The 15,152-nt window shown below is 53.8% G+C and carries 11 protein-coding genes; 8 read left to right on the forward strand and 3 right to left on the reverse strand.

Features of this window, described 5'->3' with window-relative positions:
• Positions 1 to 229: 229 nt before the first annotated feature.
• Positions 230 to 667, reverse strand: a complete 438-nt coding sequence (locus tag ACLD11_RS18060; protein ID WP_000973244.1) for an acetyltransferase — start codon at positions 665 to 667, stop codon at positions 230 to 232.
• A 156-nt stretch (positions 668 to 823) separates the two neighbouring features.
• Here ACLD11_RS18060 and metA point away from each other — a divergent pair, with 156 nt between their 5' ends.
• The 4 genes from metA to aceK all read left to right on the forward strand — a co-directional run bounded on the left by metA (position 824) and on the right by aceK (position 6,842).
• Complete coding sequence (gene metA / locus ACLD11_RS18065) at positions 824 to 1,753, forward strand: homoserine O-succinyltransferase MetA (RefSeq protein WP_001122764.1); 930 nt, start codon at positions 824 to 826, stop codon at positions 1,751 to 1,753.
• Between the two features lie 268 nt (positions 1,754 to 2,021).
• Positions 2,022 to 3,623 carry a malate synthase A gene (gene aceB / locus ACLD11_RS18070; protein WP_001069371.1) on the forward strand — a complete coding sequence of 534 codons (1,602 nt, stop codon included), beginning with the start codon at positions 2,022 to 2,024 and terminating at the stop codon, positions 3,621 to 3,623.
• Between the two features lie 31 nt (positions 3,624 to 3,654).
• On the forward strand, positions 3,655 to 4,959 hold the full coding sequence (gene aceA / locus ACLD11_RS18075; protein ID WP_411015209.1) for an isocitrate lyase: 1,305 nt from the start codon (positions 3,655 to 3,657) through the stop codon (positions 4,957 to 4,959).
• A 101-nt stretch (positions 4,960 to 5,060) separates the two neighbouring features.
• Positions 5,061 to 6,842 carry a bifunctional isocitrate dehydrogenase kinase/phosphatase gene (gene aceK, locus ACLD11_RS18080; RefSeq protein ID WP_411015210.1) on the forward strand — a complete coding sequence of 594 codons (1,782 nt, stop codon included), beginning with the start codon at positions 5,061 to 5,063 and terminating at the stop codon, positions 6,840 to 6,842.
• Between the two features lie 44 nt (positions 6,843 to 6,886).
• Here the strand turns inward: aceK and iclR are convergent, their stop codons facing one another.
• Positions 6,887 to 7,711, reverse strand: coding sequence for a glyoxylate bypass operon transcriptional repressor IclR (gene iclR / locus ACLD11_RS18085; RefSeq protein WP_183059181.1), 825 nt, complete (start codon positions 7,709 to 7,711; stop codon positions 6,887 to 6,889).
• A gap of 303 nt (positions 7,712 to 8,014) precedes the next feature.
• On the opposite strand from iclR, the gene metH reads away from it, so the two are divergent.
• Positions 8,015 to 11,698 carry a methionine synthase gene (metH, locus tag ACLD11_RS18090; RefSeq protein ID WP_411015211.1) on the forward strand — a complete coding sequence of 1,228 codons (3,684 nt, stop codon included), beginning with the start codon at positions 8,015 to 8,017 and terminating at the stop codon, positions 11,696 to 11,698.
• Between the two features lie 266 nt (positions 11,699 to 11,964).
• Positions 11,965 to 13,596, forward strand: coding sequence for a Na/Pi cotransporter family protein (locus ACLD11_RS18095; protein WP_411015212.1), 1,632 nt, complete (start codon positions 11,965 to 11,967; stop codon positions 13,594 to 13,596).
• 75 nt (positions 13,597 to 13,671) lie between these two features.
• Here the strand turns inward: ACLD11_RS18095 and pepE are convergent, their stop codons facing one another.
• A complete protein-coding gene (gene pepE, locus ACLD11_RS18100) occupies positions 13,672 to 14,361 on the reverse strand; it encodes a dipeptidase PepE (RefSeq protein ID WP_000421776.1) in 690 nt (229 codons plus the stop codon).
• A gap of 71 nt (positions 14,362 to 14,432) precedes the next feature.
• Between pepE and ACLD11_RS18105 the strand changes: the two genes are divergently transcribed.
• Both ACLD11_RS18105 and ACLD11_RS18110 read left to right on the forward strand, forming a co-directional pair.
• Positions 14,433 to 14,534, forward strand: coding sequence for a hypothetical protein (locus ACLD11_RS18105; protein WP_001541281.1), 102 nt, complete (start codon positions 14,433 to 14,435; stop codon positions 14,532 to 14,534).
• A 34-nt stretch (positions 14,535 to 14,568) separates the two neighbouring features.
• Positions 14,569 to 15,108 carry a DUF2058 domain-containing protein gene (locus ACLD11_RS18110; RefSeq protein WP_001096724.1) on the forward strand — a complete coding sequence of 180 codons (540 nt, stop codon included), beginning with the start codon at positions 14,569 to 14,571 and terminating at the stop codon, positions 15,106 to 15,108.
• Positions 15,109 to 15,152 lie beyond the last annotated feature (44 nt).

The following is a 15,152-nucleotide window of genomic DNA, read 5'->3' on the forward strand; positions in this document are numbered from 1 at the left end:
TTTGAACGTTGCGCAGCAACGGCCCGTAGGGTGGCGGGCAGGACGCCCGCCATAAACTGCCAGGCATCAGACAAGTGAAGAAGCCCGTCCGTCAGGACGGGCTTTTTTGTGTGTGTGGTAACTGTAAAAATGTAGGCCTGATAAGCGCAGCGCCATCAGGCAACCTGCACCGCCGGATGGCAGCTTCGCCTTATCCGGCCGGCATGCACTTATCAGACAGCGCTGCTACTCACGGATAAATTAAATTCAACAATGGATACGGTTTCCCAAGATCGTCGACCTCCGAACGTCCCGTCACCTTAAATCCCATTTTCTTATAAAATCCAACAGCTTGTGTATTCTGCTCGTTAACATTGGTTGTCAACCCCGGCGCCAGTGTTAACGCATGTTCAACCAGCATCTTACCGATACCCTGGCCACGCACGTCCGGATCGACAAACAGCGCATCCATATGTTCACCGGTAAGCAGCATAAATCCTACCGGCTCATCCTGATCGGTCACGGCAACCCATAGTGGCGCTTCTGGCAGAAAATCGCTCACCAGCTCTTCCAGTTCGGCCCGATAAGCGTTTGACAGAAAATCGTGCGTGGCATCGACTGAGCGACGCCAGATCGCAATCAGTTTTTCCCCTTCCTCATGCCTTGAACGGCGAATGTTAATCATCATCTTCACTCCTTTTTTGCTTACTTCTATTCTAATGCAAATGCTGTCGTGAAACTTTCTCACCTTGAACTTGCAGACTCGACATTCGCCTGATTTCTGAGTATCTTCAGCTATCTGGATGTCTAAACGTTTAAACGTATGTCGTGAGGTTATCAGGTTATGCCGATTCGCGTGCTGGACGAGCTACCCGCCGTCAATTTTTTACGTGAGGAAAATGTCTTCGTCATGACGACTTCTCGCGCATCAGGTCAGGAAATTCGCCCGCTGAAGGTTCTTATCCTTAACCTGATGCCGAAGAAGATTGAAACGGAAAATCAGTTTCTGCGCTTGCTATCGAACTCGCCATTGCAGGTCGATATTCAACTACTGCGGATAGATGCCCGCGAGTCGAGGAACACGCCAGCCGAGCACCTGAACAACTTTTACTGTAACTTCGACGATATCTGCGATCAGAACTTTGATGGGCTTATCGTGACCGGAGCGCCGCTGGGTCTGGTGGAATTTAATGACGTGGCTTACTGGCCGCAGATTAGGCAGGTGCTGGAATGGGCGAAAGATCACGTTACTTCGACGCTATTTGTCTGTTGGGCCGTTCAGGCCGCACTCAATATTCTTTATGGTATCCCTAAGCAGACCCGTACAGATAAACTTTCCGGCGTCTATGAACATCACATCCTTCATCCTCATGCTCTGTTGACACGTGGTTTTGATGATTCGTTTCTTGCGCCACACTCACGCTATGCCGATTTCCCGGCGGCGCTGATACGGGATTATACGGATCTTGAAATTCTGGCCGAAACAGAAGAGGGGGATGCGTACCTGTTTGCCAGCAAAGATAAACGTATTGCGTTTGTCACCGGTCATCCTGAATATGACGCTCATACGTTAGCGGGTGAATATTTTCGTGACGTTGAGGCCGGGTTAAATCCGGAGATTCCGTACAACTATTTCCCGAAAAACGATCCGCAAAACATACCGCGCGCAACCTGGCGCAGCCACGGTAATTTACTGTTTACTAACTGGCTCAACTATTATGTCTACCAGATTACGCCATATGATCTGCGTCACATGAATCCAACTCTGGATTAATCTTCTGCTCCTGACGATCCTAAAGCGTTTCAGCATGTTGAATCAGGCACCTTCGGGTGCTTTTTTTATTTCCGAAACGCACCTCATCATGTAATTAAATTTAATTTATATTGTTATCAATAAGTTAATTCACAATTAAATTAAAAATGGAAATTGTTTTTGATTTTGAAATTTAATTGAGTAGTCTTAGTTGTGTTGAACGAAAAGCGCACAGTGATCCTTCGTTCGCATTGGGGATGTATCTGGATCAACAACGAGGAGCTGCATGATGAATCCACAGGCAACCACAACTGATGAGTTAACCTTTACCAGGCCGCAAGGCGAGCTGGAAAAGCAAGTCCTGACCGCTGAGGCAGTCGAGTTTTTGACGGAGTTAGTCACCCGTTTTACGCCAAAACGCAATAAACTCCTGGCTGCACGTATCCAGCAACAGCAGGATATTGATAACGGTAAGTTGCCTGATTTTATTTCGGAAACCACTTCCATTAGAGAAAGTAATTGGCAGATTCGTGGTATTCCGGCGGATTTACAGGATCGCCGAGTAGAAATTACCGGGCCGGTTGAACGTAAAATGGTGATTAATGCCCTGAACGCAAATGTGAAAGTGTTTATGGCGGATTTTGAAGACTCGCTGGCGCCGGACTGGAATAAAGTTATTGATGGTCAAATCAACCTGCGTGATGCGGTGAACGGCACCATTAGCTATACCAACGAAGCCGGAAAAATCTATCAGCTCAAGCCCGATCCGGCCGTATTGATTTGTCGTGTACGTGGTCTACATCTGCCAGAAAAACATGTTACCTGGCGGGGGGAAGCCATTCCTGGCAGCCTGTTTGATTTTGCTCTGTACTTTTTCCACAACTATAAAGCGCTGCTCGCTAAAGGTAGCGGCCCGTATTTTTACCTGCCGAAAACGCAAGCCTGGCAGGAAGCAGCCTGGTGGAGTGAAGTTTTCAGCTACGCCGAAGACCGCTTTAACCTGCCGCGCGGTACGATCAAAGCGACCCTGTTGATTGAAACGCTGCCTGCTGTTTTCCAGATGGATGAGATTCTTCATGCGCTGCGTGATCATATCGTCGGTCTCAACTGTGGTCGCTGGGATTATATTTTCAGCTATATCAAAACGTTGAAAAATCACCCGGATCGCGTCTTGCCGGACAGGCAGGTGGTAACGATGGACAAACCGTTTCTGAGCGCCTACTCGCGCCTGCTGATCAAAACCTGTCACAAGCGCGGCGCGTTCGCGATGGGCGGTATGGCGGCGTTTATCCCGAGCAAAGATGTTGAACGCAACAATCAGGTCCTTGCCAAAGTGAAAGCGGATAAAGCGCTGGAAGCGAACAACGGCCACGACGGCACGTGGATTGCGCATCCCGGGTTGGCGGATACCGCAATGGCCGTCTTTAACGAGGTACTGGGCGAGCACAAAAATCAGCTGTTCATTACCCGTGATGAAGATGCGCCGATTACCGCTGAGCAGTTACTGGAGCCATGTGAAGGCGAACGCACAGAAGCGGGAATGCGCGCCAATATTCGCGTGGCAGTGCAGTACATTGAAGCGTGGATCTCCGGCAATGGCTGTGTACCGATTTACGGTCTGATGGAGGATGCCGCGACGGCGGAAATCTCACGAACCTCTATCTGGCAGTGGATTCACCATGAGAAAACGCTGAGCAATGGAAAACCCGTAACGAAAGCGCTTTTCCGCGAAATGTTGGCGGAAGAGATGCGGGTAATCCAGGACGAACTGGGCGAGCACCGCTACAGCAGCGGGCGCTTCGACGATGCCGCACGTCTGATGGAGCAAATCACCACCTCAGATGACTTAATCGACTTCCTCACCCTGCCGGGCTATCGCTTACTGGCTTAATTCACCACATAACAATATGGAGCATCTGCACATGAAAACCCGTACTCAACAAATCGAAGAATTACAGAAAGAGTGGACACAACCGCGCTGGGAAGGCATCACCCGCCCGTACAGCGCGGAGGAGGTGGTGAAATTACGCGGCTCGGTTAACCCGGAATGCACGCTGGCGCAGCTCGGCGCCGCGAAAATGTGGCGGTTGTTGCACGGTGAAGCGAAAAAAGGCTATATCAACAGCCTTGGCGCGCTGACCGGCGGTCAGGCGTTGCAGCAGGCGAAAGCCGGTATTGAGGCGATTTATCTTTCAGGCTGGCAGGTGGCGGCAGATGCCAACCTGGCATCCAGCATGTATCCGGATCAATCGTTGTACCCGGCAAACTCTGTTCCGGCGGTGGTGGATCGGATCAACAACACTTTCCGTCGTGCAGATCAGATCCAGTGGGCATCCGGTATTGAACCCAACGATCCGCGCTATGTGGATTACTTCCTGCCGATCGTTGCTGATGCGGAAGCCGGTTTTGGCGGCGTTCTGAATGCCTTCGAACTGATGAAATCGATGATTGAAGCCGGTGCAGCGGCCGTTCACTTCGAAGATCAACTGGCGTCGGTGAAGAAATGCGGCCATATGGGCGGCAAGGTGCTGGTCCCCACGCAGGAGGCGATTCAGAAACTGGTTGCTGCGCGTCTGGCCGCTGATGTGGTGGGCGTCCCGACGCTGGTGATTGCGCGTACCGATGCGGATGCGGCAGATCTGATCACCTCCGACTGCGATCCCTATGACAGCGGTTTTATTACCGGCGAACGCACCAGCGAAGGTTTTTACCGCACCCATGCGGGCATTGAGCAGGCGATCAGCCGCGGTCTGGCGTATGCCCCGTATGCCGATCTGGTATGGTGCGAAACTTCTACGCCGGATCTCGAACTGGCGCGTCGTTTTGCCGATGCTATCCACGCGAAGTATCCGGGCAAACTGCTGGCCTATAACTGTTCGCCGTCCTTCAACTGGCAGAAGAATCTGGACGACAAGACCATTGCCAGCTTCCAGCAGCAGTTGTCGGACATGGGTTACAAATACCAGTTTATTACCCTGGCGGGCATCCACAGCATGTGGTTCAACATGTTCGACCTGGCGCATGCATACGCTCAGGGCGAGGGCATGAAGCATTATGTTGAGAAGGTTCAACAACCCGAGTTCGCCGCGGCGAAAGATGGCTACACCTTTGTTTCCCACCAGCAGGAAGTGGGTACTGGTTACTTCGACAAAGTCACCACCATTATTCAGGGCGGCGCGTCATCCGTTACCGCGTTAACGGGTTCCACCGAAGAATCGCAGTTTTGATTGATGCCCGGTGGCGCTGTGCTTACCGGGCCTACAGATAGCGTAGGCCGGATAAGCGAACGCGCCATCCGGCATGACGTGGTGCCGGATGAGGGAAAAAAATGCCGCGTGGCCTGGAATTACTGATTGCTCAAACCATCCTGCAAGGCTTTGACGCGCAGTATGGTCGATTTCTGGAAGTGACTTCCGGCGCGCAGCAGCGTTTTGAACAGGCCGACTGGCACGCCGTCCAGCAGGCGATGAAAAGCCGTATCCACCTCTATGATCATCATGTGGGTCTGGTGGTGGAGCAACTGCGCTGTATTACCGATGGCAAAAGTACCGACGCGGATTTCCTTTTACGCGTTAAAGAGCATTACACCCGGCTGTTGCCGGATTACCCGCGCTTCGAGATTGCGGAGAGCTTTTTCAACTCCGTTTATTGCCGGTTATTTGACCACCGCTCGTTAACACCCGAGCGGTTGTTTATTTTCAGTTCGCAACCGGAGCGTCGCTTCCGTACTATCCCGCGCCCGCTGGCCAAAGACTTCTTTCCCGATCACGGTTGGGAGCCGCTGTTGATGCGCATACTCAGTGACTTACCGCTGCGTCTGCCCTGGCAGAATAAAAGCCGGGATATCCGCTATATTATCGCGCACCTGACTGAAACACTGGGCGAGGACGCGCTACCTCGCTGCCATGTCCAGGTGGCGAATGAGTTGTTTTACCGTAATAAAGCGGCCTGGCTGGTAGGTAAATTAACCACACCTGACGGTACGCTGCCGTTTTTATTGCCGATTCATCGTACTGATGAGGGGGAACTGTTTGTCGATACCTGCCTGACCACCACGGCAGAAGCGAGCATTGTGTTTGGTTTTGCCCGCTCTTATTTTATGGTGTATGCGCCGCTGCCTGCCGCGCTGGTTGAGTGGTTGCGTGAAATCCTGCCGGGTAAAACCACTGCCGAACTGTATATGGCGATTGGCTGCCAGAAACATGCGAAAACCGAAAGCTACCGCGAATATTTATGTTATCTGGCTGAAAGCGATGAGAAATTCATTGAGGCGCCTGGCATCCGCGGCATGGTGATGCTGGTGTTTACCCTGCCAGGTTTCGACCGGGTATTTAAAATCATTAAAGACAAATTCGCCCCGCAGAAAGAGATGTCTGCCGCCCATGTGCGTGCCTGTTATCAACTGGTAAAAGAGCATGATCGCGTCGGTCGTATGGCGGATACCCAGGAGTTTGAGAATTTCGTGCTGGATAAACGGCAAATCGATCCGGCGCTGATGGCGCTGTTACGACAAGAAGCGCCAGAGAAGATTACCGAGCTTGGGGAACACATCGTCATTCGCCATCTCTATATTGAACGTCGCATGGTGCCGCTCAATATCTGGCTGGAACAGGTAGAAGGCCAGCAGTTGCGCGATGCGATAGAAGAATATGGTAATGCGATTCGCCAGCTTGCCGCCGCTAATATTTTCCCCGGCGATATGCTGTTTAAAAACTTTGGCGTTACCCGTCATGGTCGCGTGGTGTTCTACGACTACGATGAAATTTGCTACATGACGGAAGTGAATTTCCGCGATATTCCGCCAGCGCGTTATCCAGAAGACGAACTGGCCAGCGAACCCTGGTATAGCGTCTCGCCGGGTGATGTTTTCCCGGAGGAGTTTCGCCACTGGCTGTGTGCCGATCCGCGTATCGGGCCATTGTTTGAAGAGATGCATGCCGACCTGTTTCGCGCCGATTACTGGCGCGCGCTACAGACGCGTATTAAAGAAGGGCATGTAGAAGATGTGTATGCCTATCGTCGTCGCCAGCGCTTTAGCGTGCGTTATGAAACCGACCGTAGGCCGGATAAGGCCTTTGCGCCGCCATCCGGCAATGTACGCCGTGCCTGATGGCGCTGCGCTGATCAGGCCTACAAATCAGTCCCAACCCTTGCTTATCTAAACCCACCATAGGCCAGCGTCACCTCTTTCGCCGCTTTAATCGCCATGGCGCCAAACTCGGTCACGCGATCGTCGGTAATACGCGAAATGGGTCCGGAGATGGAAATCGCAGCAAACGGCTCGCGGTGCTCGTCATAAATACACGAGGCCACGCAGCGCAGACCGAGCGCATGTTCTTCGTCGTCAAAGGAATAGCCGCGCTTGCGTGTTTGGGCGAGGTCATCTTTCAGATGCAGCGGTGACACCAGCGTCGCATGGGTATAAGCGTGCAACCCCTTGCGGTGCAGCAGACTGGTAACCTGTTCCTCACTGAGCTGTGATAAAAACGCCTTGCCCGCGCCAGAGGCGTGCATGGGCAGCTTGCCGCCAATAGGGGCGGACATGCGCATCAGCTGCGTACACTGCACCTGGTCGATAATAATGGCCTGATGGTCGCTCTGGTCGAGTACGGCAAGGTTTACCGTTTCGCCGGAGTCCTCCATCAGCTTGCGCAAAATCGGATGGACAATCGCCAGCAGATTACGGCTCTGTAAGAAGCTGCTGCCGACGATAAACGCGTGTGCGCCTACGGCCCAGTGGCCCAGCTCACCAACCTGGCGGACAAAACCCTGTTGCTGCATGGTGGTGAGTAGACGGTGAGTCGTGGAATTAGGCAAACCCGCCTGTTGCGCCAGTTCGGTCAGCGCCACGCTGCCGTTGGACTCGGCAATCCACTCCAGCAGCTTCAGACCGCGAGTTAAAGACTGAACCTGCCCGGTTACGGGTGCAGTGGTAGCGGCAGGTTTTCTCCCGCGTTTCGCGGGAACAGGGGCAACCATGGCAGACTCCTTTTTCTGTATCGTGGAAATCATTTTCGTTTTATTCAATTATAATGCAAGAGTTCCTGAACTGATCGGATGAGTGACATCACAGGATGCCCGATGGCGCTGCGCTTATCAGGCCTACGCTTTGGGAGCCGCCAAAGTAATTTGTAGACTGATAAGGCGCTTGCGCCGCCATCCGGCAAAGCGACAGAAGTGGGTGGCAAGCTGAACATGTCTCATGTTGCCCGTTGTTCTCTTTTCCGCCAGCACGCTTTGTGCCAGTATGGCTCGTTACGTGGAGCGTTGTCGGGAGCGAGTGTGAGCAGCAAAGTTGAACAACTGCGTGCGCAGTTAAATGAACGTATTCTGGTGCTGGACGGCGGTATGGGCACCATGATCCAGAGCTATCGTCTACATGAAGAAGATTTCCGCGGGGAGCGCTTTGCCGACTGGCCCTGCGACCTGAAAGGCAACAATGACCTGCTGGTACTCAGCAAGCCGGAGGTGATCGCCGCTATCCACAACGCCTACTTTGAGGCTGGCGCGGATATCATCGAAACCAACACCTTTAACTCGACAACCATTGCGATGGCGGATTACCGGATGGAATCCCTGTCGGCGGAAATTAACTATGCGGCGGCCAAACTGGCGCGCGCCTGCGCCGATGAATGGACGGCGCGAACACCAGAAAAACCACGCTTTGTTGCGGGCGTGCTTGGTCCAACTAACCGCACGGCCTCCATTTCGCCGGACGTCAACGACCCGGCGTTTCGTAATATCACCTTCGATCAGCTGGTGGCGGCCTACCGTGAATCCACCAAAGCGCTGGTGGAAGGTGGCGCAGACCTGATTCTGATTGAGACCGTCTTTGACACCCTGAATGCGAAAGCGGCGGTGTTTGCGGTGAAAGAAGAGTTTGAAGCGCTGGGCGTTGATCTGCCGATCATGATTTCCGGCACCATCACCGACGCCTCTGGTCGTACCCTCTCCGGCCAGACGACCGAAGCCTTTTATAACTCGCTGCGCCACGCCGAGGCGCTCACTTTTGGCCTTAACTGCGCGCTGGGGCCAGATGAACTGCGCCAGTACGTCCAGGAACTGTCGCGGATTGCCGAATGCTACGTCACCGCGCATCCGAACGCCGGCCTGCCGAACGCTTTCGGCGAGTACGACCTCGACGCCGACACCATGGCGAAACAGATTCGCGAATGGGCGGAAGCGGGCTTCCTGAATATCGTTGGCGGCTGCTGCGGCACTACGCCGGAGCATATTGCGGCGATGAGCCGGACGGTAGAAGGTTTACCGCCGCGTCAGTTGCCAGAAATCCCGGTCGCCTGCCGCCTTTCCGGCCTGGAGCCGCTGAACATTGGTGACGACAGCCTGTTTGTCAACGTCGGCGAACGTACCAACGTCACCGGCTCGGCCAAATTTAAACGGCTGATCAAAGAAGAGAAATACAGCGAAGCGCTGGATGTCGCCCGTCAGCAGGTCGAAAGCGGCGCGCAGATTATTGATATCAACATGGATGAGGGGATGCTCGACGCCGAAGCGGCGATGGTGCGTTTCCTCAGCCTGATTGCCGGTGAGCCGGACATTGCCCGTGTACCAATCATGATCGACTCCTCCAAATGGGAGGTTATCGAAAAAGGGCTGAAGTGCATTCAGGGTAAAGGCATCGTCAACTCTATTTCGATGAAAGAGGGCGTGGAAGCCTTTATTCATCATGCGAAGTTGCTACGTCGCTACGGCGCGGCAGTGGTGGTCATGGCCTTTGATGAGCAGGGCCAGGCCGACACCCGCGAGCGTAAAATCGAAATTTGCCGCCGAGCCTACAAAATTCTCACCGAAGAGGTGGGCTTCCCGCCGGAAGACATCATCTTCGACCCGAATATTTTCGCCGTGGCGACCGGTATTGAAGAGCATAACAACTACGCGCAGGACTTTATCGGCGCTTGCGAAGATATTAAACGCGAGTTGCCCCATGCGCTGATCTCCGGCGGCGTCTCTAACGTGTCCTTCTCGTTCCGCGGCAACGACCCGGTACGTGAGGCTATCCACGCGGTATTCCTCTACTACGCCATCCGCAACGGCATGGACATGGGCATCGTCAACGCCGGGCAACTGGCGATTTATGACGATCTGCCTGCCGAACTGCGCGATGCGGTTGAAGATGTCATTCTTAACCGTCGCGATGACGGCACTGAGCGTTTGCTGGATTTGGCGGAGAAATACCGCGGCAGCAAAACCGACGAAGCTGCCAACGCCCAGCAAGCGGAATGGCGCTCCTGGGATGTCAAAAAACGCCTTGAATACTCGCTGGTGAAAGGCATTACCGAGTTTATCGAGCAGGATACCGAAGAAGCCCGTCAGCAGGCCGCCCGCCCGATTGAGGTGATCGAAGGGCCGCTGATGGACGGCATGAATGTGGTCGGCGACCTGTTTGGCGAAGGGAAAATGTTCCTGCCGCAGGTGGTGAAATCCGCTCGCGTGATGAAACAAGCGGTGGCCTACCTGGAGCCGTTTATTGAAGCCAGCAAAGAAAAAGGCTCCAGCAACGGCAAGATGGTGATTGCCACCGTGAAGGGCGATGTGCACGACATTGGCAAGAACATTGTTGGCGTGGTGCTGCAATGTAACAACTACGAAATCGTCGATCTTGGCGTGATGGTGCCTGCGGAGAAAATCCTCAGAACGGCGCGTGAAGTGAATGCCGATCTGATTGGCCTTTCCGGGCTGATTACCCCGTCGCTGGACGAAATGGTCAACGTGGCGAAAGAGATGGAGCGACAGGGCTTTACTATCCCGCTACTGATTGGCGGCGCAACCACTTCGAAAGCGCATACGGCGGTGAAAATCGAGCAGAACTACAGCGGTCCGACGGTCTACGTGCAGAATGCTTCGCGTACCGTGGGCGTGGTGGCGGCGCTACTCTCCGACAACCAGCGCGATGACTTTGTCGCCCGTACCCGCAAAGAGTACGAAACCGTGCGTATTCAGCACGCCCGCAAAAAACCGCGCACGCCGCCGGTCACGCTGGAAGCGGCGCGCGATAACGATCTGGCATTCGATTGGGAACGCTACACCCCGCCGGTAGCCCACCGTCTGGGCGTGCAGGAGGTGGAAGCCAGCATCGAAACTCTGCGCAACTACATCGACTGGACGCCGTTCTTTATGACCTGGTCGCTGGCCGGCAAATACCCGCGCATTCTGGAAGATGAGGTGGTGGGCGTTGAGGCGCAGCGTCTGTTTAAAGACGCCAATGATATGCTGGATAAACTCAGCGCCGAGAAACTGTTGAATCCGCGTGGCGTGGTGGGCCTGTTCCCGGCTAACCGTGTGGGTGACGACATCGAAATCTATCGTGACGAAACCCGTACTCATGTTCTGACGGTCAGCCACCACCTGCGCCAGCAGACCGAGAAAGTCGGTTTTGCCAACTACTGTCTGGCGGATTTTGTCGCGCCGAAACTGTCCGGAAAAGCGGACTACATCGGCGCGTTTGCCGTCACCGGCGGTCTTGAAGAAGACGCCCTGGCTGATGCTTACGAAGCGCAACACGACGACTATAACAAGATCATGGTGAAAGCGATTGCCGACCGTCTGGCGGAAGCGTTTGCCGAGTACCTGCATGAGCGTGTACGTAAGGTTTACTGGGGATATGCGCCGAACGAGAGCCTGAGTAACGACGAATTAATCCGCGAAAACTACCAAGGGATTCGCCCGGCGCCGGGTTATCCTGCCTGCCCGGAACATACCGAAAAAGGCACTATCTGGCAGCTACTGGATGTCGAAAAACACACCGGGATGAAGCTTACCGAATCTTTCGCCATGTGGCCTGGCGCGTCGGTTTCAGGCTGGTACTTCAGCCATCCTGAGAGCAAATACTTCGCGGTAGCGCAGATCCAACGCGATCAGGTGACAGATTATGCTTTCCGTAAAGGAATGAGCGTTGAGGACGTTGAGCGGTGGCTGGCGCCGAACCTGGGTTACGATGCGGACTGATTCATAAAATCGTCACTTTTCCTTACAACATACAAGGCGCTCATTGGGTGCCTTGTCTCTTTCTTACAATTAAACCCTTATACTGAAGGAAGGCTCTACGCTGAATTTGCCGGATGGCGGCGTAAATGCCTTATCCAGCATACCGTATTACGTATGGTAAGCCCGGTGGCGTGCAACGCCAGCAGGCCTTAACGCTGTGCGCCATCAGGCAATTTATCGCAAGTGAGCTTCAGGAAAACGTATAACGATAAGGAGAACCTGACGCCGTGTTAACTTTGCTCCATCTACTTTCTGCCGTTGCGCTGTTGGTATGGGGAACACATATCGTTCGTACTGGCGTAATGCGCGTGTTTGGCGCGCGTCTACGCACTGTCCTCAGCCGCAGCGTGGAAAAGAAACCGCTCGCCTTTTGTGCGGGTATCGGTGTTACCGCGCTGGTACAAAGCAGTAACGCCACCACTTTATTGGTAACGTCGTTTGTCGCCCAGGATCTTGTCGCCCTGACGCCAGCTCTGGTGATTGTGCTGGGCGCCGACGTGGGGACCGCGCTAATGGCGCGTATCCTGACCTTCGATCTCTCGTGGCTGTCGCCGCTGCTGATTTTTATCGGCGTGATTTTCTTTTTGGGACGTAAGCAGTCCCGCGCCGGGCAGCTGGGTCGCGTCGGTATCGGGCTTGGCCTGATTCTACTGGCGCTGGAGCTGATTGTGCAGGCGGTGACGCCGATCACTCAGGCTAATGGCGTGCAGGTCATTTTCGCGTCGCTGACGGGCGACATTATGCTGGATGCGCTGATTGGCGCGATGTTCGCTATCATCAGTTATTCCAGCCTGGCGGCGGTGTTGCTGACGGCAACCCTGACGGCGGCGGGGATTATATCGTTCCCGGTGGCGTTGTGCCTGGTCATCGGCGCCAATCTGGGATCGGGGCTGCTGGCGATGCTCAATAACAGCGCCGCCAATGCTGCCGCGCGTCGCGTAGCGCTCGGCAGCCTATTGTTCAAATTGATCGGCAGCCTGGTCATCCTGCCGTTTGTCCATCCGCTGGCGAATCTGATGGATGAGCTATCGCTACCGAAGTCAGAGCTGGTGATCTATTTCCACGTTTTCTATAACCTGGTGCGCTGCCTGGCGATGGTGCCATTTGCCGAGCCGATGGCGCGTTTTTGTAAACGGATTATTCGTGATGAGCCTGAACTGGATACCCATCTGAAGCCGAAACATCTGGATGTCAGCGCGCTGGATACGCCAACGCTGGCGCTGGCTAATGCTGCCCGTGAGGTGTTGCGCATTGGCGATGCGATGGAACAGATGATGGAAGGGCTAAAAAAGGTCATGCACGGCGAGCCGCGTGAAGAGAAAGCGCTGCGCAAGCTGGCGGATGACGTTAACGTGCTCTACACCGCGATTAAGCTTTATCTGGCGCGGATGCCGAAAGACGAGCTGGCGGCGGAGGAGTCCCGCCGGTGGGCGGAGATTATCGAAATGGCCCTGAACCTCGAACAGGCGTCGGATATTATCGAGCGAATGGGCAGTGAGATTGCCGACAAGTCGCTGGCGGCGCGTCGGGCATTTTCAGAAGAAGGATTGAAAGAGCTGGATGCGCTTTACGATCAACTACTCAGTAATCTGCAACTGGCGATGTCGGTCTTTTTCTCCGGTGATGTCACCAGCGCCCGTCGGTTGCGCCGCAGTAAACATCGCTTCCGTATACTTAATCGCCGATACTCACATGCGCATGTCGACCGCCTGCACCAGCAGAACGTGCAAAGCATTGAAACCAGCTCGCTCCATTTAGGGCTGCTGGGCGATATGAAGCGTCTTAACTCACTGTTCTGTTCGGTCGCCTATAGCGTACTGGAACAGCCGGATCAGGACGAGGAACGGGGCGAGTATTAAGTGAAATGCCGGATGGCGGGGCCTACGGAGAACATGCGTGTAGGCCCGTCATTCGGCATTCAATGTGGCCAGGGATTAAAAGCGATGACCCGCTTCCAGCGCCACGGCCTCTTCGCCCGCTTTAAACACCCAGGTGGTATTCGGGCCGCCGAGAACCGCCTGGCCGTTGCTCACCTGAATCCAGTTACCTTCCGGCAAACCAATCACTGTCAGTTCCGGCGCGACCACCAGCAGTTCGCGAATACGCTGCTCGCGGGTCTCGCCCTTATGACCTTCCGGCAAGGCGTTAGTGAAGTGAGGATTAATTTGCAGCGGGAACAGATCCAGCGCGTCGAAACCGTTTGGATCGACGATCGGCATATCGTTGGTCGTGCGGATAGTCGGGCAGGCAAGGTTGGCGCCTGCGCTCCAGCCGATATACAGCGCGCCGCGTTTTACCCTGTCCGCCATCGGCGCCAGCAGCCCGCGTTCACGCGATTCTTTCAGTAGCTGGAAGGTATTTCCGCCGCCGACAATAATGATTTCCGCTTTCTCAATCGCCGCAAGCGGATCGGCGACACGATGAATCCCTGTGACGTTTATCCCTAATGGCGCAAGCACCTCTGCGGTTTTATCCGTGTACTCGTCCCATGTTTGCGTGACGCCGGCAAACGGAATAAACACGGCTGAACGTCGACCGTTCAACTGATTCGCTATCAGCGGCAGAGCGTGTTCCAGCCAGGCTTTACCCGGCAGCGTCGAGTTACTTAATAAAAGCAGTTCCATTACTTCTCCACCTCATCAGGAAATGTCAAAACGTAATAATGCTACCATTATCCATTTAATGTCTTACTGATATGGCTCATGATGTTACGCGTGTCACAGGCAAAGCGCGGTCGCTAAAAGTGACGACAGGCCAGATCTGCCATCTGGTATCGCCTGAAAAATTACAGGTATAATCCGCAAAATTATTTAACACGTTTAGAGACGAAAATGGCAAAACTGACCTTACAAGAGCAACTGCTACAAGCGGGATTAGTGACCAGCAAAAAAATGGCCAAAGTCCAGCGCACGGCTAAAAAATCACGCGTTCAGGCTCGTGAGGCCAGAGAAGCGGTGGAAGAAAATAAAAAGGCGCAACTTGAGCGTGATAAACAACTCAGTGAACAGCAAAAACAAGCGGTTTTAGCGAAAGAGTTTAAAGCTCAGGTTAAGCAACTTATTGAAATGAATAGAATCAATGTATCTAAAGGCGATATTGGTTTTAACTTCACCGATAATAACGTCATCAAAAAAATAGACGTGGATAAGCTCACTCAGACGCAATTGATTAATGGGCGTCTCGCGATTGCGCGTTTGGTTATCAATAACAGCGGTGAATGTGAATATGCGATTATTCCCGCGAGCGTCGCCGATAAAATCGCACAACGAGATGCGGACAGTATTGTCGTAAACAGTGCGCTGAGTCAGGAAGAGCAGGACGAAGATGATCCGTATGCCGATTTTAAAGTTCCCGACGATTTGATGTGGTAAGTCACATTCCCGACGTTTATGTAGAAAAATTTCTCAGAGAGTAA

It is taken from the genome of Salmonella sp. 741265116_PST (assembly GCF_046567715.1).
GTDB lineage: Bacteria > Pseudomonadota > Gammaproteobacteria > Enterobacterales > Enterobacteriaceae > Salmonella > Salmonella enterica.